The following is an 18,103-nucleotide window of genomic DNA, read 5'->3' on the forward strand; positions in this document are numbered from 1 at the left end:
ATTTATAACTTTTTGCAGTGGAATCAATGCTTAATACTGAGGAGTTGAACTATGCTTAAACGGGCGATAGCTTATATAGTTTTAGTTGCCATTATTATTGGGTGTTGGGGAATAACAGGATGTTCCCGAGAAAAAACCATACCCAAGCAGCAGCTTACGATTCTAAACCAATTATTATCTACTTCCGTAAGCGATAAACAAGTGGAGACAATCGAGATCCAAGATGAAACAGCGCGGAAATTTCCGGCCATTGACAAGATGTTCAAAGTAGTTGCCGATGAAGAGCAAGAAAACTATGTGTTTCTGGTCAGTCCGATTGGCTACCGGGCACCAATCAACATCATGGTAGCAATTGATGGGGAAAAGGACGAAATTGCTGGTATTAAGGTGCTGCAACAGGATGAAACACCGGGATGGGGGGAATGGCTGGCGGAGACGTGGTTTACCGATCGTTTTAAAGGCAAGAGTGTGGATATTTACCTGGAAAAAGCTGTATTGGAGGCCAAAGCCCCCAATGAGATCATACAGATTACCAGTGCTACCGTTACTACCCAGGCAGTGCTAAATGGTGTCAATGCGGCTATGGGTGCTTATAGGGAACTGGTACTGGGAAGCGAAGCTGAAGCGGTACCACTTAATGTAGAGGGTTTTATTACCGAAAGTGAGTAGTCTAAGCTTCTCCTGGAAATGGGCAGATAACCGGAATCATACGGAGGATAGAGCCAAAATGAATAAGCACCCGAAAGAAATTGTTACGCTACCCCAATATAGAATATCCAATAAGCCAGTGTTTATTATAATAATCATTCTTCTGTTTGCAATCATTTTATTCAGCTATTTTAACTTGCAAGGAGAAAAACTGGAAGAAGGCAGAATCAGGGTAAAGGCTGGAGACCATATCATTGGGGAAATAACTATTGATGAGGTGAAAAAACTGCCAGCAGTTAATAAAAAACTGGTAATAAACTCAACCGCCGGACTGAGCAAACATAATTTTACTGGAGTAGCTCTCTACGAGGTATTTAACCAGATGGACCCGGCTATTGTTAAGAATTATAACAGGGTTATTACTAGAGGTGTAGATAACTATGTTTCGGGCCTTAATATGGAGGAAGTATTAGAAAGCAACAATGTTTTTCTGGTTTATGCAGATAATGGCAAAGCCCTAAAAAGCAAAAGTGGCAGAGAGGGTACCATGAGGATTATTATACTGAATGACCCATACGGGCAGCGCTTTACCAATTATTTGGCAGAGATAGAGCTGGAATAAAACCGAACTAGCCTTTGCCGCAAAAATACGGAGGGTTATTATTTGCGTAAAATCAGAAGAGTTGTCCAGCTTATAAGCGCAATTGGGATTAATAGTTACTATATCGGCTTTTTTAAGGGTAGCATTTATTTGGGGAATCTTAAAAAGATTTGTTGTCCGGGGCTTAATTGTAGTTCTTGCCCGGGGGCACTGCTCTCATGCCCTTTAGCTTTGCTACAAACCAGTATAGCCGGAATAGGAACAGCCCATTACAGTTTTTTTATCTTAGGCTTTCTACTTCTAGTGGGCGTAACCCTGGGACGGTTTATCTGTGGGTGGTTCTGCCCTTTCGGTCTTATACAGGAATTACTTTTCAAAATACCTTTGCCTAAGATTTCTTGGGAAGAAAGGCTTAAACGGCTGGAATCCTTAAAGTATGTGGTACTGGTGATTTTTGTTCTTATACTTCCCGGGTTTGGGACTTACGGGATGAGTACGGCCTTTTGCAAGTACCTTTGCCCGGTTGAGGTTTTAGAAGCCCATATTCCTATTATGATGGTTCGGCCATCTCTTATGTCGACTGTAGGACCCTGGTTTCAGTGGAAGTTATTATTGCTAATAATATTACTGATATTAGCTCTATTCATGTTCAAGCCTTTTTGTCGATATCTTTGCCCTCTGGGTGCTATTTATTCCTGCTTTAATTCTTTTAGCTTGTATCGCCTGGAGGTTGATGCAGATAAGTGTATAGACTGTAAGCAATGCCAGGCAGCATGCAAATTCAAAATCCCCGTCCACCAGATTCCCAATCATAGAGAGTGTATGCGTTGTAACGATTGTTTGCTTTGTCCCTCCCAGGCTCTGCAAGTTAAAACTTGCAGAAAAAGGAATATTTCCGCCGGACATGGGCTTAACTTTAAAGACTCCGGCAGATAATGATTTTTCGTCAAATTTTAGTCTGGTTAAGATAAAGAAATGAAGGCGCTGGTAGTTGTATCTTTATATGATGGGAGAGTTTCCATTGATTTATCAGCTTTACACCAGGCTGGGAGTAATTTTACTACTATTAATTTGCTTAAGTATGCTTGGCTGTGAGGATAGCTCACTCCCACCCGAACAGTCCGATCTACGAGAATATAGCCGGGAGAATTTCATTATGAATACCCTGGTCACCATACGGGTTTATTCCTCTGATCCAGCACTGGGGAAAAGGGCTTTGGCAGAGGCTTTTGCCGAATTTCAAAGGATAGATAAATTATCTAACCGCTTTGCAGAAAAAAACCTGCCTCATCCAGAGCTCAGTGATGTTTACCGGGTAAATAAGAATGCAGGTTTAAAGCCGGTAAAGGTTAGTAACGATACTCTGGCTATGCTCGATAGAAGCCAGTATTTTGCCGGCTTATCAGAGGGAGCCTTTGATGTTACGGTGGGGCCATTGATGGATCTCTGGGGTTTTGGAAAGGAGCGCTATCAGGTTCCCTCGGCAACGCAATTGGAATCCGCGTTAGCATTAGTCGGATATAAGCGGATCTTGATCAATGAAACAGAAAAGACGGTATTTCTAAGAGAAAAGGGTATGGAAATCGATTTGGGTGGCGTTGCTAAAGGATATGCTACTGATATGGCGGTGCAAAAGCTCCGGCAAATAGGCATTAAGTCAGCCATAATAAACGCTGGAGGCAGTATATATGCCCTGGGCTTAAAACCAGATGGCTCACCCTGGCGAACCGGTATTCGAGATCCTCGTGATGTAGATAAGATTATTGCTGTTTTAGAGGTTAGAGATGCGGCGGTGGTAAGTTCCGGAGATTATGAACGCTATTTCATCAGAGATGGAGTACGTTATCATCATATTCTGGACCCAGTTACAGGTCAACCGGCCCGAAAGCTAATCAGTAGTACCATTGTAGCTCCTCAGGCTACAGATGCCGATCTGCTCTCTACCGCTATATTTGTTCTCGGTTCCAGCGAAGGGAAGAAATTAATAGAGGAAATGCCCAATACCAGTGCAGTATTGGTAGACGCTTCGGGAGTTATTAATTGCAGTACAGAACTGGCTGAGCAGATTGAATTTATAGAAGATACAGGATATCAAGTTTTAGGCAATATTTAAAGTTGATTCCACTGCTGAATTTCCAGCTGGCCTGATAATTTCATGTATTTTATTAGTTCTCTTAATATAAGTCCGGTAAGGAAACCGGTAGGTATAGACGAAAGCAGCATAATAGGAAGATAGTAGAAAATACCGCTGTGTTTAATTAGCAGTGCGGCCATAGCCAATTGTCCCAGATTATGAGCAGCAGCCCCACCTATACTGATTCCCACGAGGCTAAAACCACGGTCATCATGGTGAAATATGGGGGGAAGCAGAAATAATAAGATAGCCATAAAACAAGTGGAGCTTATAGCCCCGGCAAAACTCAAAAAGAAGGCTATATTAAATATAGTGCCACTTAGCAGGGAACCAAGCATGGTTCGTAGAAATGCAATTAAGAATGCAGTTTTGAAATCAAACAGAACTAAAGCCAATAAGGTGATAATATTCGCCAGACCCAACTTAACGCCGGGAATTGGAAAGGGTATGGGAATAAGGGCTTCAAATAGGTGGAGAATTATGGCCAGGGACAACAAAACTGCAATAATAGTTTGCTTTCTTAAGGACAACAGAATTTCCTCTCCTTAATGTGAAATGGCGTCAAGCGATTCTTTATCCGGTGATATTTTAATAATAACCCGATTAGGGATACAGGCAACTACCTGCCCAGGCCGATCAATCCAACCGGTTTTCGTGCAATAATGCTCCGGGCAAGGGGAAGATTTCATACGGATAGCGCCAGGCTTTACTTCCACTACACTGGTACCCAGGGGGCCGGGAACTTTAATAAAGTGTTTGCTGATGGATTCATCAAGCTTTAGCTGGACAACGATATCTCCGTTAACCGAAATAACTGCTGTCAATGGGACATTTTCCCGGTAAGCCGGAAAAAAACCCCAATAGCTGAACAGAACCAGAGCCAGTACTACAGCAATAAGAATTTTATTAGCTTTATTCATGGTAAATTCCTTTTCTCCGAATTGAGTCTAATATTCTCATTTTAGTAATTTGCTTAATTATTGACAAGAAAGAGAATGCAACACCAAAATCGCCTAATAAGGTATAGCAGACTATTTAGTTTTATGTCAAGCAATTATAAGGGTATACCCGGAAAACAGCAAGATGGGGAATAGCGGTAACAAAGGGTGAATAATCGTGAGCCTTATGCAAAAATTTCTCGATAGGTTTTCTCTTTATGATTTAATTATCATAGCTTTGTTGGCAGCTTTGGGGATTGCCACCAAATCGATAATTGTTCCCCTGGCCCATATTATTACCGGTCCCTTCTTCATCCCCTCCGGGACTGTGGCTGGCGGCTTTTATATGATGTGGCTGGTTCTGGGCTTTGGCATTACCGGGAGAAGGGGTACTATGACCCTTATGGGTCTGGTGCAGGCTATCCTGGTAATAGCTACCGGTATAGTTGGTTCTCACGGAGTTATCAGTTTGCTGACCTATACTATGCCTGGAATTTTGGCTGACCTGGGGTTGTTTTTGATTGGCCACCGGGTTTGTTGCCTGCCTTGTTCCTTTCTTGCAGGCCTTCTATGCAATATTACCGGCACTATTATGGTTAATTTGGTATATTTCCGTCTTCCTTTAATTCCGTTGGTCTTGAGCTTGAGTATAGCTGCTCTGTCCGGTGGCTTAGGTGGAATGCTGGCATACAAAATTTTGGAACAGATAAGAACATTTCAAAATCGGGACCAGAATGTCGGCTCTAATCAATAGGGAACTGAGGTGCTAATTGGGGTGGAATCGTGCAATGAAGCGGTAGTGGTTCAGGCTCTGACTTATCAATACCACGCAAGTGGACCCTTCATTCTTAGAGATATAGGCTTCCGGATAGACCGAGGCGAAGTCGTAGTGATTACAGGTTTGAGCGGCTGCGGCAAGAGCACCTTGTGTCTTTGCATAAGTGGGCTTATTCATCACCATCGTAATGGGGTAATAAGCGGGAAAATAATCCTGAATGGCAAGGATACAAGGGGAATGAGGGGACCGGCTCTGGCTTTGGAAGTAGGCATGGTTTTCCAGGACCCTGATACCCAGCTTTTTTCACCTGCGGTGGAGGATGAGATTGCTTTTGCTCCGGAGAACCTGTGCCTGCCACCAGAGCAGATACAGGAGAGGGTAAATAATGTGATTGATACCTTGGGGCTGGCCGCCTTAAGACATGCCAATCCCTATTATTTGTCAGGCGGGGAGAAACATCTGGTGGCTCTGGCGGCAGTCTTAGCCCTGGATCCGCCGGTCTTGATTCTGGATGAAGTCCTGTCCCAGCTAGATAGCCTGGGGAAAAAAAGGGTGATTGCGACCCTGGAAATATTGCGTGATAAGGGAAAGACTATTATTGCCGTAGAGCATAATTTGGAAGCGCTTGCTTTTGCCGATCGCTTTATGGTGCTTGAGGCCGGAAAATTAATCCGCTTTGACCGAACGGAAAAAATATTGGCGGATCAAGATTTTTTAATGACCAGAAGGTTAGTCTGAAAAGTGAGGAGTAAGTGGTGTTTTTAGAACTGAGACAGGTAGGCTTTTCTTATCCTCAAAAAACCAGTCCTGCCGTAATAGGGATTAACCTGAGCTTAAAAAAGAGTGGCATAACTGCTATTGTCGGTCCTAATGGCAGCGGCAAAAGCACCCTGACCAAGTTAATGTTAGGGATTTTACCAGCTAGCGAGGGGCAGATCTATCTGGAAGGGCGTAATATAACGGAATATTCGTTGGCAGAAGCCGGCCGTCGCATCGGTTATGTTTCTCAGAATCCCGACCTGCAGCTTTTTTGTGCTAGTGTGGCGGAAGAAATAGCTTTCGGACTGGTCAACCAGGGTTGCGATGTGGCAACATTGGAGGAAAGAGTCAACTTTTACCTGGATTATTTTGAACTGGCTGCTTACCGGAAAAGCTTCCCATTACACTTAAGCCAGGGAGAAAAACAGCGATTGGCCATAGCGGCTGTTTTAGCCAATGAACCTGAATACTTAATTTTGGATGAGCCTACTAACGGATTGGATGCTTACCGCAAAAGACTTCTGGAAGAATATTTGCATAAGGTAGCTGAGCTGGGGCGGGGAATACTGTTAGTTAGTCATGATATCGCTTTTGTTGATAGGATGGCAGAACGGATTATAGCTCTGGCAAATGGACAAATTCAATCGGATAGCAATCAGAGGGGAGAAGGCTATCTATGCTATTAGATCCCCGAAGCAAAATGATAATGGTTATATGTATTTCCAGTCTAGCTTTGATCTATAATACCCCGGCTCGACTTCTTCAGCTTCTTCTGGTTACGCTAGTACTATTATTTATTTTTAGTTTTAATCTGAGGGTAATTGCCGGTTACCTTAAACCTTTTGTATTCTTGATGTTTTTTCTTTTTGTAGTACAGAGTATTTTCTCGCCAGGGGATAGGGTAATTCTAGCCTTGGGACCAGTATCCCTGATAAGCATCGAAGGTGTTCTTGCAGGAGCCACTGTAGTTTTACGCTTGCTTGTTATTACAGCCGCTGCCATGCTTTTCACTACTTTTAGTTCCCGGGACTTTATCCTGGGGTTGGTTCAGTGGAAAGTTCCTTATGAAATAGCCTTTATGGTATCCACCGCCCTGCGTTTTTTACCGCTTTTTCGGGATGAATTGAAAAATGTGCTTACAGCCATACAATTAAGGGGAGTTGATTTAAAAAAGGTGCCCTGGGGAAAAAAGATGGTGATGTATCGACGTTTGACTTTTCCTGTGGTATATAGAAATATGCTGAAAGCAGAACAATTGGCGATAGCGATGGAAGCTCGAGCTTTCAGGGCTTACCCCCAACGCACTTATCTTAGACAACTCAATTTGCAGAGGGTTGACTATGTAGTAATACTGCTTTCCCTGCTCGTTACTTTCATCCTTATAATGCGCTACATTGGCTAAAAGCATTATTATGCTTGGCGGCATTTGGAGGTTTGACCTCCTATTATTTTTGGCATAAGCAGCACAATGTTATGAATGAGGTAAGTAGTGAAAATGGATGGAAGGATAGAACTAATAGATGCAACGAAAGAATACAAGCATGCTGGAAGTCCTCCGGTAAGTGCATTGAACTGTGTTAACCTGAGCATCCGGCAAGGTGAATTTGTGGGGATGGTTGGCTTAAACGCTTCGGGAAAAACAACTCTGGCCCGGATGTTGAATGGGCTAATTTTACCCAGCAGGGGTAAGGTTCTGGTAAATGGGCTGGATACTGCTGATCTTGCTCAGAAGAAAGAGATTCGACGGCTGGTGGGAATGGTTTTTCAGAATCCTGATAACCAGATTATTAACCCTATTGTTGAGGAAGAGGTGGCATTTGCTGCGGAGAATCTTAATTTATCTCCGGCCGAAGTACGCAGAAGGGTTGACTGGGCGTTAGAAGTATCAGGATTGGCGGATTTGCGCCATCATGCTCCCCAAATGCTTTCCGGGGGACAGAAGCAAAGGCTGGCAGTAGCTGCCGTTTTGGTTATGCAGCCTTCCTACCTGGTGCTGGATGAACCGACCTCTATGCTGGATGAGGACGGGAGGTACGAACTAATAAAAACACTGCAAGATCTGAACCGGCAACAACGGCTAAGCATTATTATGATATCACATCGTATGGAAGAAGTAGCTCCGGCAGAACGGATAATCGTTCTTCATCAGGGGACTGTGTACCTGGACGGTCCTCCTGCGGAGGTCTTCCGCTCCCCGAGATTTGCGCTGGCTGGCTTGAAGCCCCCGCCTATCGCCAGGCTAACCAACAGTTTGCTCCGGCAGGGGCATCCGATTGATGACAGAATTGTTACTTTAGAGCAAATGGTGGAATTCTTATGCCGGTAATTGAGACGAAGGAATTGACCCATATCTATTTAGCGGGAACCCCCTATGAAAAAAAAGCTTTAAATCAAGTATCTCTATCTATAAATAAAGGTGAGTTGTTTGGAATCATTGGAGCCAATGGTTCGGGTAAATCCACCCTTATTCAGCATTTCAACGGCTTGTTGACTCCTAGTTGCGGCACTGTACGAGTGTATGGAAAGGATACAGCAAATAGATCCTGCCGCAATGAGTTATGGAAAAAAGTTGGTCTGATGTTTCAGTTTCCCGAACAACAGCTTTTTGCCAGTACAGTTTTTGACGAGCTGGCTTTTGGGCTTAAGAATATGGGTTTGGAGGGTTGGGAGATAGAGAACAGGGTTGAGGAGGCCCTGCTTCAAGTTGGCTTGAACCCAAAGGAGGTTATTAAGGTACCGCCGCTGGGATTAAGTGGGGGTGCCCGTCGTCAGGTAGCTTTAGCCTGTATCCTGGCCATGCGCCCGACCATCCTGGTTCTGGATGAACCGACCGCTGGTGTTGACCCCTCTGCTAGCGAACATATCTTAAAGGCTATCAAAAAAATGCAGCGGGAACAGCAAGCTACGGTAGTTATGGTTTCTCATTATGTTAACGATTTGATTTTCCTGGCTGATAAACTGGCTTTTCTCAAAGAGGGCAGGCTACTGAGCTATGGAGACAAGAAGACGGTTTTTAGAGATATGGCTCAATGGGATGTGAATGATCTAATTCTTCCGGAACATTTAAAATTAATGCATCGCCTGGCAGCTTACGGGCTACCGGTGAACACCGAAATATTAACCCTGGAAGAGGCTGCTGCGGAAATAAGCAGAGTGATGGAGGAGTGGGCCAGGTGCGAGAGATGATTACAGGTCAATATATTATGGGGGACTCTATCATTCACTGCCTGGATCCGCGTACTAAACTAATTGGCTGTCTGGTAGTGATTGTCGTTGCTGTCTGGCCCCGGCAGACAATTACGATACTGCTGTTTAACCTGGCTTTTATTATTATAGTCATATATTTTGCTGAGGTAGGAGTTGGCAGAGTATTGCGCGGTCTCCGGTCATTAAAGCTTATATTCCTACTTACGTTTATTTGTCAGGTTTTTCTTACTCGGGGAGATCCCCTTTGGAGCTGGGGAAGTATAGTAATTACCAGGCAGGGTATCGACCTGGGCATAAACACTTTTTTGCGATTGCTAATATTATTCTTGAGCGCCAGTCTCTTAACCATGACTACCTCTACCCTCAAAATTTCAGCTGGGCTCGAATCCTTGCTTTCCCCATTAAAATACTTGCGTTTTCCGGTACAGCAGTTTGCCATGATAATAAACATTGCCCTGCGTTTTATTCCCACCATCACCGAAGAGGCGGAGCATATAGTTCGAGCCCAAAAATCCAGAGGGGCCCAGTTTGATTCTGGCTCATTATCCATCCGCTTGCGAACCGTAATGGCACTGTTAATTCCCCTTCTAGCTGCTTCTTTGCAGAGAGCCACCGACCTGGCTTGGGCTATGGAAAGCAGGTGTTATACTAGCGATGGTCAGATTTACAGCAGGGTGTACAAGTTGCATTTTGCTCAGAGAGATCTTATTGCCATGGGAGTAATCTCCATTGTTTTACTATTAGCGATTTTATAACTGGAAGCTCTAATTAAGAAAAAAATAGTCAACTGATCCAGCCGAAATCTGACTAAATGCGGTGGCTTAAAAGTGCAAAAAATGCTCGTGGAGCTGGGTGTTTTTACCAATTGCGCTTTAAAATATTTTTGCTTGAATTTGACAATTTAAGTACCATAGGATACAATTATTAAGCCTTGTTCTTATATATCTCCTTTTTGGGGGAAGCTAAGTCCAAGAGTATTTTCCGAAAAGGGGAAATGAAATGTTCGAAGACAAATATCTGGTATGTAAAGACTGTGGTAGCGAGTTTTTGTTCTCTGCGTCAGAACAAGAGTTTTATGCCGAAAAAGGGTTCGAGAATGAACCGGGCCGCTGCCCTGATTGCCGAAGGGCACGCAAACAACAGCGCAACGATTTCGGACGCTCCCGTTCCCGGGAAGACCGTCCCATGTTCAAAACCGTATGTGCAGCCTGTGGGCAACAGACTACTGTTCCTTTTGAACCTAGCGGTGATAGACCGGTTTATTGCCGGGAATGCTTCCAGGCAAGACAGAGCCGCAACAATTATAGCTACAGATAGGGGCATCCATCTAAGAAAAACGCCTGGAAAAGTGAAGATGCTATGCGAAAAGGGTATTCCTTCAAGGAATGCCCTTTTTTATATAAAATGCTTCGAATCAGTAAGAAAATAGTTTTTTGACTGAAGGATAAAACTTCATCTTTTGTCTTTCACCATCCTTTTTGGCATATATTATTATTGATTGCCTGGCAAAACCTCTTTTGGTATTACTTAGCCGATTAGGCAGAGCTTATCTGTGCTTTGCTCAATATATTTAGGACTAGCTAATTGAAAAATGACTTTTTGCCATGCTGCCAAATTTGCTATTATTGAGTTATAAGCTATTATATCGTTAATCGTTGCAGCTTAAAGACGGTTTTTATTAAAACGCGAAGTATCATACGGGGGGAGGAATCACGACTATTGTTGTGGCTCAGATGAATGCGGTACTACATATGGGATTGGACATCGGTTCAACTACGGTAAAAGTCGTAATACTGGATGATAAGGACCGGATGGTATACGCTTGCTATAGAAGGCACTATGCTCGGGTAAAAACTACTATCAGCAATTTGATTAGAGATGCATATAAGCGGGTGGGGAACAGGCCTTTGACTGTGATGGTTACCGGTTCGGCCGGAATCTCCCTGGCCAGGTGGTTGGAACTGGGTTTTTTGCAAGAGGTGATAGCCTGCCACCAGGCCATTGAAAGATTCATTCCGGAAAGCGATGTCGCTATAGAATTAGGTGGGGAAGATGCCAAGATCACCTTTTTAACCGGCGGGCTTGAACAGAGGATGAACGGCACCTGCGCCGGGGGGACAGGTTCTTTTATCGACCAGATGGCGGTTTTGCTGGAAACGGATGCGGCCGGCTTGAACGATCTGGCCTCTCGCCATAAAGTTATCTATCCCATCGCTGCCCGTTGTGGTGTCTTCGCCAAGAGTGATATTCAGCCCTTGCTCAATCAAGGTGCCGCTCGGGAGGATATTGCTGTATCCGTATTTCAATCGGTAGTTAACCAGACCATCAGCGGTTTAGCCTGTGGCAAATCCATCCGGGGAAGGGTGGCCTTGCTGGGGGGACCGCTGTATTTTCTGCCGGAGTTGAGGAAGAGATTTCAAGAAACCCTGCAGCTTAAGGATGAGGATATTATCTTTCCGGATGAGGCCCAATTCTTTGTGGCGAAAGGTGCAGCACTGGCCTCTAAGAAGGAAACGGAAATCTATTTTAGTGAATTGCTGGAAAGGCTGCCGGGTTTGGAGCAGGCTCAGGCTCAGGAAATATGGAGGCTGGAGCCTTTGTTTGCCAGCGAAGGGGAACTCCAGGCTTTCCGGCAAAGGCATGCCCGCTACCGGGCTTCCCGCCAGGAACTGGAATATTTCCGGGGTGATTGCTTCCTGGGTATAGATGCGGGATCCACCACCACCAAGGCGGCCTTGATTGATAATGAGGGAAATTTGCTCTATTCCTATTATGGAGGCAACCAGGGCAGCCCGGTGCAATCGACGGTAAAAATACTGGAGGATCTCTACCGGCGCTTACCGGCTGGCGCCAATATTGTAATTTCTGCCGTTACCGGTTATGGGGAAGGCTTAATAAAAGCCGCCTTTTCGGTTGATCTGGGAGAAGTGGAAACAATAGCCCATTTCACCGCGGCCGAGTTCTTTCAGCCGGGGGTCAACTTTATCCTGGATATCGGGGGGCAGGATATGAAATGCCTGCACATTGAAAACGGGGTTATTGAGAGCATTATGCTTAACGAAGCTTGTTCTTCCGGTTGCGGCTCTTTTATTGAAACCTTTGCCCATTCCTTGAATATGGGGGTGGAGGATTTTGCTGTTCAGGCTCTGCGGGCCGAATCTCCGGTAGACCTGGGTTCCCGCTGCACGGTATTTATGAATTCGCGGGTAAAACAGGCGCAGAAAGAGGGAGCAACGGTGGGGGATATTTCCGCCGGTCTTTCCTATTCGGTAATAAAAAACGCTCTGTTCAAGGTTATTAAAATAAAGAACTCCGCTGAGCTCGGTGAAAAAATAGTGGTTCAGGGAGGAACCTTTTACAATGAAGCGGTTCTGCGCAGCCTGGAACTGGTAACGGGAAGGGAAGTTGTCCGGCCCGATATAGCAGGATTAATGGGAGCCTTCGGGGCGGCCCTTATCGCTCGCAACAAGTACCACAAGGCTTATGCCACTACCCTCTTGAACCGGGATAAATTGTTGGACTTTTCCATCCGAACCTCTACCCGCCGTTGCTCGGGCTGTGAAAACCAGTGCCTGCTTACTATTAACCGCTTTCAAGATGGAAAACGCTTTATTTCCGGTAATCGCTGTGAAAAAATGCTGGATAATAAGAAAAATAAGGACATCCCCAATCTCTACGACTATAAATTACAGAGACTTTTCCATTATGAACCATTGGCTGAGGAGCAGGCGAAAAGGGGTACTATCGGTTTACCCCGGGTTTTGAATATATATGAAAACTACCCCTTCTGGTTTACTTTTTTTACCCAATTGGGTTTTAGGGTCGAACTGTCACCCCTGTCCTCACGGGGAATATATGAGCTGGGAATTGATACTATACCATCGGAGTCAGCCTGTTATCCGGCCAAGCTGGTGCATGGCCATATTGCGGCTCTGGTAAAGCAGGGAATAAAGAATATCTTTTACCCTTGTATCAGCCGGGAACGCCCGGAAAAGGGAGAAGCCGACAATCATTTTAATTGTCCTATGGTTATCTCCTATCCTGATGCTATTAAGAATAATATGGATGTATTGAGAGAAAAGCATGTCCGTTTTATGAATCCATTTTTGCCCTATGATGACCAGGACCGCTTAATTACCAGACTTTTTGAAGAGCTAGGTGATTTTGGCATTAGCAAAAGGGAAATAGCCCGGGCGGTTCGGGCCGCCTGGAAGGAGGACGAATGCTTCAAGGAGGATATCAGGAAAAAAGGGGAAGAGGTTCTGGCTTACCTGGAGCAAACGGGTGGCCGGGGAATAGTATTAGTCGGCAGACCTTATCATTTAGACCCGGAAATCAACCATGGCCTGCCCAATATGATTACCTCCTTCGGCATCGCGGTGCTGAGCGAGGATGCTGTAGCTCATCTGGGCTCAGTACAGCGACCGCTGCGAGTGGTGGATCAGTGGATGTATCATTCGCGCCTCTATGCTGCGGCCAGTTTTGTGGCCGAACAACGAAATCTGGAACTGGTGCAGCTCAATTCCTTTGGCTGTGGCCTGGATGCCATTACTACCGACCAGGTGCAGGAAATTCTCCAGGCGTCAGGCAAGATTTATACTTTACTAAAAATTGATGAAGTAAATAACCTGGGGGCGGCCAGGATTAGGATACGCTCTTTGCTGGCAGCTCTGGAGGAAAGGGACAAGAACGGTTTTATACCGGACAGAATCAGCCCGGCAACACCCAGGATAGCGTTTACCCGCCGGATGAAGAAGAAACACCATATCCTCTGCCCGCAGATGTCCCCTATTCACTTCGAGTTCTTTGAAGAGGCACTGCGGGCTGAAGGCTATAATTTTGAGGTGCTTCCCGAGGTGGATCAGATTACGGTGGATGAGGGTTTAAAATATGTCAACAATGATGCCTGTTATCCCTCCATTATGGTCATTGGCCAGTTGTTGCAGGCCCTTCAGTCAGGAAAATACGACCTTAAGCATACTTCGCTAATGATTTCCCAGACCGGTGGAGGCTGCCGGGCTACCAATTACATAGGCTTGTTGCGCAAGGCTTTGAGAGACGCCGGCCTGGGCCATATACCAGTTATTTCTTTAAACCTGGCCGGGATGGAAAAAAACCCGGGTTTTAAAATAAACCGCCGGTTGATGCAAAAGCTGGCCTGGAGCCTGGTTTACGGGGACCTCTTAATGCGGGTGTTGCACCGGGTAAGGCCCTATGAAAAAATTCCGGGTTCAGCAAATATGCTCTATCGTAAATGGAATAAGCGTTGCCGGGAGCAGATTGCCCGGGGGGATAGAGGGGCTTTCAGCGAAAATATCCGGGGCATAGTCCGGGAGTTCGATCATATCGAAATAGCTGATATCGTGAAACCACGGGTAGGCGTGGTAGGGGAAATACTGGTCAAGTATCATCCCGAAGCCAACAACAATATAATTAATGTCTTGGAAAGGGAAGGTGCGGAGGTAATAGTGCCGGATATGTTGAACTTTTTCCTCTATTGTGCCTATGATGATATTTTCGATTACCAGTACCTGTCAGGGAAGAAGAGACAGGAGCTTTCCGGGAGGATGATGATAAACTACCTGGAAAAGCAACGCTCGGAAATGATAAGCTGCCTGGATGAGAGCGCACGCTTTTCAGCACCCCAGTCTATCTATCATATGGCGAAATCAGCCCGTAAGATTCTCTCGTTAGGGCATCATACCGGAGAAGGATGGTTTTTAACCGCAGAGATGGTAGAGTTGATTGAAAGCGAAGTCCCCAATATTGTCTGTGTGCAGCCCTTTGCTTGTTTGCCCAACCATGTTACCGGCAAGGCTATGATAAAGGAATTGAGAAGGAACTACCCGCAGGCCAATATTGTAGCGGTTGATTATGATCCGGGAGCCAGTGAAGTAAACCAGTTGAACCGTATCAAGCTGATGCTCACCGTGGCCTTCAAGAATCTGCAATCAGCTCAAGGAGACGGCTCTCTTGATAATACTTTATCTGCCAGTGAATTAAATATGCAGTTGTCTTGAAAGGGTACTAAGAATTAATAAAACCCCATAATTATGATATATACCCGAAAAGGGGAGTGGGGTTATGGAGAGTATAAGCTTTAACCGGCCAAGAAGAATAAGGGTGGAACCGGGTAAAGAAAAAAATGCTAATATCTCCCGGGTGGATTCCAGCCCGCTGTGGCTGAACAGCTCCCAGTTAATGGATGAGGTCTTAAAATCCCTGGAAAAGAGAAGGCCCTGTTCCATTGTTTCGCTGGGTGCGACGGAAGCTTTTGTTATGGCCCAATATACCCTCCTTACCGAGGAAGAGTTTATGCATCACCCGGAGGCCCTGGTGGCTAACCGGGGTGCCCGGGGGGGACACGGACACCGGGGAATTTCTTTCCCTAATCTCCGGGCGCGGGACGATACAGTGGAGGCAGTTAGAATGGCTCATATAGTGGGTTATAACAGCCTGGTTGAACCGGCCCGGGAAATGGCGGAGAGGGTTCTGGAGGCTTATGCTATTCAACCCCGCTACTTGTTCGAGGCTAATATAAGGAGAGTCTTGTTGTTCTCGCAGAGAGAGAAGTTCGAGGCTATGTTAAGAGGCCGGAAGGTGTTGCTTATCAGTTCCCTGGCCCCCCGGCTCAAAGTATTGCGGCAGCAGGAATACAAAGACCGATTGGACTGCGATTTGGTCGCTGCGCTTAGTATTTATGATTATGGAGAAATCCCGGAAGTAAAGAGACAGCTCGATCATTATGACTTTGACCTCTGCCTGTTAGCCGCAGGCGTGAACGCCATCATCCTGGCAACTCATATAGCCGGATATTTGGGTAAAGTAGCTTTTGACATCGGCTGGTGCATGGAAACCATGATCAGTGGAGAAATATTTGTCGACCCCTGGCTGGGAAACATAATCGGCCTGGAGATGCTGTTACAGATGTAAAGTTCACTTTACTGCAAAAATCCATTAATTGCAGAAGGGTTGCATAAATATACCAAGCGAAAAAATCACTCCCAAAACTCTAGATGCATTCCCCGGCCTAAATCAATGGCCACTTTGCCTTGTGCCGCCAGTTCTACCGCCAATATTACGGCATTGGAACCAGCGGAAATAAGGGCCAGATCGAAATCAAGCTTGCTGCTTTCCTCCATTACCCGCTCCAGTTCAGAGTAATTGCTTATAGAAATAGTTCCGGCCACCTCTATTCCGTATCTCTCCTGCAAGAGCAAAGCCAGGCTGCTGGCCGCTTTGCCTATCAGCAAGAGGCGGTAGTATTGCAGCAGGCTGATAAATTGATCTGATTTGGGTAAATAGGTATTGATAAAGGCATAACAGAGTTGACGGGGTTTTATCTTATAGTGTGAGAAAACCGCTTCTGTAAGGGGTTTCCATATAAAAACCTCATCCTGATGGAGCACTCCCACAATATCTGCCTTCTGAACCGCATCCAGCAAACGATCACGGGCTGAATAATTGGGCAAGGTCACCCCCGTCCAGTTTTCATCTTCTGCCCACCATATCTCCGCAATTTTATCTTCCGCTATGATGGTTCCCTGGGCCATAACTTGATTTTCAGCATCCCCTACCCGCACCAGAGAGAAGCCTAGCTGGTTGCGCAAACAATAATTGACCCGACTGATTATTTCCGATATTTCAGCAAAATCGTCCTTGTAGATAATAAAGCTGTCCACCGAACCCCTCCTATTGATTGGATCTACCAAAGAATTATTCCCTTACGACCAGGCTTTCTCCCTGAACATTTATCACTATAGCCGGCATATGCATATTATATGAAAGGTAAAGTGCTTCTCTAGTCATATTATGCATTAGTCCTAATTTTTTCCCCTGTTAAGGTGAAAGGGAGAATTAATGTGAAGATCTTGCTTACCGGTGGTGCTGGTTTCATTGCTTCTCATATATGCGACCGGCTTATCAGTGAAGGGCACGAAGTTGCAGTAATCGACAATCTCTCAACAGGGAGACTGGAGTTCTTAAACCCCCGGGCTTATTTTTACCAACTTGATCTCTGTGACCCGGCTATTGCCCTGGTATTCCAGATTGAAAAACCCGAGTTGGTAATACACCACGCGGCTCAGGTCAGTGTCAACAACTCCTGGGAAAATCCGGTGCTGGACGCTGCGGTTAATGTCGTTGGTTCGCTTAACCTTTATGAAAACTGCCGGCAATACAAAGTGAAAAAGATAATCTATGCTTCTTCAGCCGCCATATATGGTGAGCCTTTATACCTGGGTATTGATGAAGAACACCCGGTTAAACCTCTTTCTTTTTATGGACTTTCTAAATACCTGGCGGAAATCTATCTAAAATATTATGCCGGGCTATTCGGCCTCAAATTTACCATCCTGCGCTATGCCAATGTCTATGGTCCGCGGCAGCGTAGTGACGGGGAGGGGGGAGTAATAGCTATTTTCCTCTCTTCCCTTTTAAAAGGCGAAGCCCCCATGATTTTTGGGCAGGGAAAGCAGAGCCGGGATTTTATTTATGTGGCTGATATAGTTGAGGCTAATATCCAGGCTTTGACGCGGGCAGAAAATGAAGTTCTCAACCTGGGAACAGGAATAGAACTAAACATTAACCAGCTATATGCTGGCATAGAAGCACTTTTGTGCAGTCAACTGCAGCCGGTATATGTACCGGAACGACCGGGAGATATAATGCATAGTTATTTTGACCAGCGTAAGGCCGCTAAGCTTCTGGATTGGGAGGCCTCTTATCCATTGCAAGATGGACTGCGTAAAACTATTGAGTATATGTCTTAAGACGGAAGACGGAAGACAGAAGGCGGAAGACGGAAGACGGAGGGCGGAATGGTCGCCAGACATCGGTGATTAGAAGGGTATTGGGAAACTACATCTTACTATACAAGTGCCTACTAACTCACTTTTATCGGTGATTGTGGCCCTCGCCCTGCGGGTACTCCTGGTGTTCCATCCTTCGGATGTCACTATTAGGGTTGCGGGTACTACTGATGCTCCCTGCGGTTGCCATTAAGGACGCGGTCATGAGAAGTTATGAAGGAAAAAAGT

Annotated in this window: 18 protein-coding genes; 15 read left to right on the forward strand and 3 right to left on the reverse strand. The window is 45.4% G+C overall.

The features are described 5' to 3' along the window. Positions 1 to 51: 51 nt before the first annotated feature. The 4 genes from AWB54_RS07235 to AWB54_RS07250 all read left to right on the forward strand — a co-directional run bounded on the left by AWB54_RS07235 (position 52) and on the right by AWB54_RS07250 (position 3,362). A complete protein-coding gene (locus AWB54_RS07235; RefSeq protein WP_061213940.1) occupies positions 52 to 669 on the forward strand; it encodes an FMN-binding protein in 618 nt (205 codons plus the stop codon). 58 nt (positions 670 to 727) lie between these two features. Then, positions 728 to 1,270, forward strand: a complete 543-nt coding sequence (locus AWB54_RS07240; RefSeq protein WP_061213941.1) for a molybdopterin-dependent oxidoreductase — start codon at positions 728 to 730, stop codon at positions 1,268 to 1,270. 210 nt (positions 1,271 to 1,480) lie between these two features. Continuing rightward, positions 1,481 to 2,185 (forward strand): 4Fe-4S binding protein, encoded by a 705-nt coding sequence (locus AWB54_RS07245; protein WP_268873639.1) that lies wholly within the window; start codon positions 1,481 to 1,483, stop codon positions 2,183 to 2,185. Positions 2,186 to 2,270: 85 nt separating this feature from the next. After that, a complete protein-coding gene (locus tag AWB54_RS07250) occupies positions 2,271 to 3,362 on the forward strand; it encodes an FAD:protein FMN transferase (protein ID WP_061213943.1) in 1,092 nt (363 codons plus the stop codon). On the opposite strand, the gene AWB54_RS07255 is transcribed toward AWB54_RS07250, so the two are convergent. Together AWB54_RS07255 and AWB54_RS07260 are read right to left on the reverse strand one after the other, a co-directional pair. Further along, complete coding sequence (locus tag AWB54_RS07255; protein WP_061213944.1) at positions 3,359 to 3,913, reverse strand: Gx transporter family protein; 555 nt, start codon at positions 3,911 to 3,913, stop codon at positions 3,359 to 3,361. The genes AWB54_RS07250 and AWB54_RS07255 overlap by 4 nt on opposite strands. Positions 3,914 to 3,928: 15 nt before the next feature. Continuing rightward, a complete protein-coding gene (locus AWB54_RS07260) occupies positions 3,929 to 4,303 on the reverse strand; it encodes a NusG domain II-containing protein (RefSeq protein ID WP_061213945.1) in 375 nt (124 codons plus the stop codon). A 205-nt stretch (positions 4,304 to 4,508) separates the two neighbouring features. On the opposite strand from AWB54_RS07260, the gene AWB54_RS07265 reads away from it, so the two are divergent. The 10 genes from AWB54_RS07265 to AWB54_RS07310 all read left to right on the forward strand — a co-directional run bounded on the left by AWB54_RS07265 (position 4,509) and on the right by AWB54_RS07310 (position 15,998). After that, positions 4,509 to 5,075, forward strand: a complete 567-nt coding sequence (locus AWB54_RS07265; protein WP_235811125.1) for an ECF transporter S component — start codon at positions 4,509 to 4,511, stop codon at positions 5,073 to 5,075. A gap of 21 nt (positions 5,076 to 5,096) precedes the next feature. Then, a complete protein-coding gene (locus AWB54_RS07270; protein WP_061213989.1) occupies positions 5,097 to 5,837 on the forward strand; it encodes an energy-coupling factor ABC transporter ATP-binding protein in 741 nt (246 codons plus the stop codon). 17 nt (positions 5,838 to 5,854) lie between these two features. Next, complete coding sequence (locus AWB54_RS07275) at positions 5,855 to 6,544, forward strand: energy-coupling factor ABC transporter ATP-binding protein (RefSeq protein WP_082736075.1); 690 nt, start codon at positions 5,855 to 5,857, stop codon at positions 6,542 to 6,544. After that, positions 6,535 to 7,260: an energy-coupling factor transporter transmembrane component T family protein gene (locus AWB54_RS07280; protein WP_061213948.1), complete on the forward strand. Its 726-nt coding sequence runs from the start codon at positions 6,535 to 6,537 to the stop codon at positions 7,258 to 7,260. Before AWB54_RS07275 ends, AWB54_RS07280 begins: the two co-directional genes overlap by 10 nt. Before the next feature lie 93 nt (positions 7,261 to 7,353). Beyond that, on the forward strand, positions 7,354 to 8,184 hold the full coding sequence (locus AWB54_RS07285) for an ATP-binding cassette domain-containing protein (RefSeq protein ID WP_061213990.1): 831 nt from the start codon (positions 7,354 to 7,356) through the stop codon (positions 8,182 to 8,184). Continuing rightward, the gene (locus tag AWB54_RS07290) at positions 8,175 to 9,044 is read left to right on the forward strand and encodes an ATP-binding cassette domain-containing protein (protein ID WP_061213949.1); all 870 of its coding nucleotides are present in this window, start codon (positions 8,175 to 8,177) and stop codon (positions 9,042 to 9,044) included. The genes AWB54_RS07285 and AWB54_RS07290 overlap by 10 nt, the downstream gene beginning before the upstream one ends. After that, entirely contained in the window at positions 9,041 to 9,820 is a 780-nt protein-coding gene (locus tag AWB54_RS07295; RefSeq protein ID WP_061213950.1) for an energy-coupling factor transporter transmembrane component T family protein, read from the forward strand. The genes AWB54_RS07290 and AWB54_RS07295 overlap by 4 nt, the downstream gene beginning before the upstream one ends. A 244-nt stretch (positions 9,821 to 10,064) precedes the next feature. Then, positions 10,065 to 10,382 (forward strand): zinc-ribbon domain containing protein, encoded by a 318-nt coding sequence (locus AWB54_RS07300; RefSeq protein ID WP_082736076.1) that lies wholly within the window; start codon positions 10,065 to 10,067, stop codon positions 10,380 to 10,382. 416 nt (positions 10,383 to 10,798) lie between these two features. Further along, positions 10,799 to 15,085: a 2-hydroxyacyl-CoA dehydratase gene (locus AWB54_RS07305; RefSeq protein WP_061213952.1), complete on the forward strand. Its 4,287-nt coding sequence runs from the start codon at positions 10,799 to 10,801 to the stop codon at positions 15,083 to 15,085. A gap of 64 nt (positions 15,086 to 15,149) precedes the next feature. Then, positions 15,150 to 15,998 (forward strand): GT-D fold domain-containing glycosyltransferase, encoded by an 849-nt coding sequence (locus AWB54_RS07310; protein WP_061213953.1) that lies wholly within the window; start codon positions 15,150 to 15,152, stop codon positions 15,996 to 15,998. 65 nt (positions 15,999 to 16,063) lie between these two features. Here AWB54_RS07310 and AWB54_RS07315 read toward each other — a convergent pair whose 3' ends face one another. Then, a complete protein-coding gene (locus AWB54_RS07315) occupies positions 16,064 to 16,747 on the reverse strand; it encodes a GT-D fold domain-containing protein (protein WP_061213954.1) in 684 nt (227 codons plus the stop codon). A 180-nt stretch (positions 16,748 to 16,927) separates the two neighbouring features. Between AWB54_RS07315 and AWB54_RS07320 the strand changes: the two genes are divergently transcribed. After that, a complete protein-coding gene (locus AWB54_RS07320) occupies positions 16,928 to 17,836 on the forward strand; it encodes an NAD-dependent epimerase/dehydratase family protein (protein ID WP_061213955.1) in 909 nt (302 codons plus the stop codon). Positions 17,837 to 18,103: the final 267 nt, after the last annotated feature.

This window comes from Syntrophomonas wolfei subsp. methylbutyratica, from assembly GCF_001570625.1.
Lineage (GTDB): Bacteria > Bacillota > Syntrophomonadia > Syntrophomonadales > Syntrophomonadaceae > Syntrophomonas > Syntrophomonas methylbutyratica.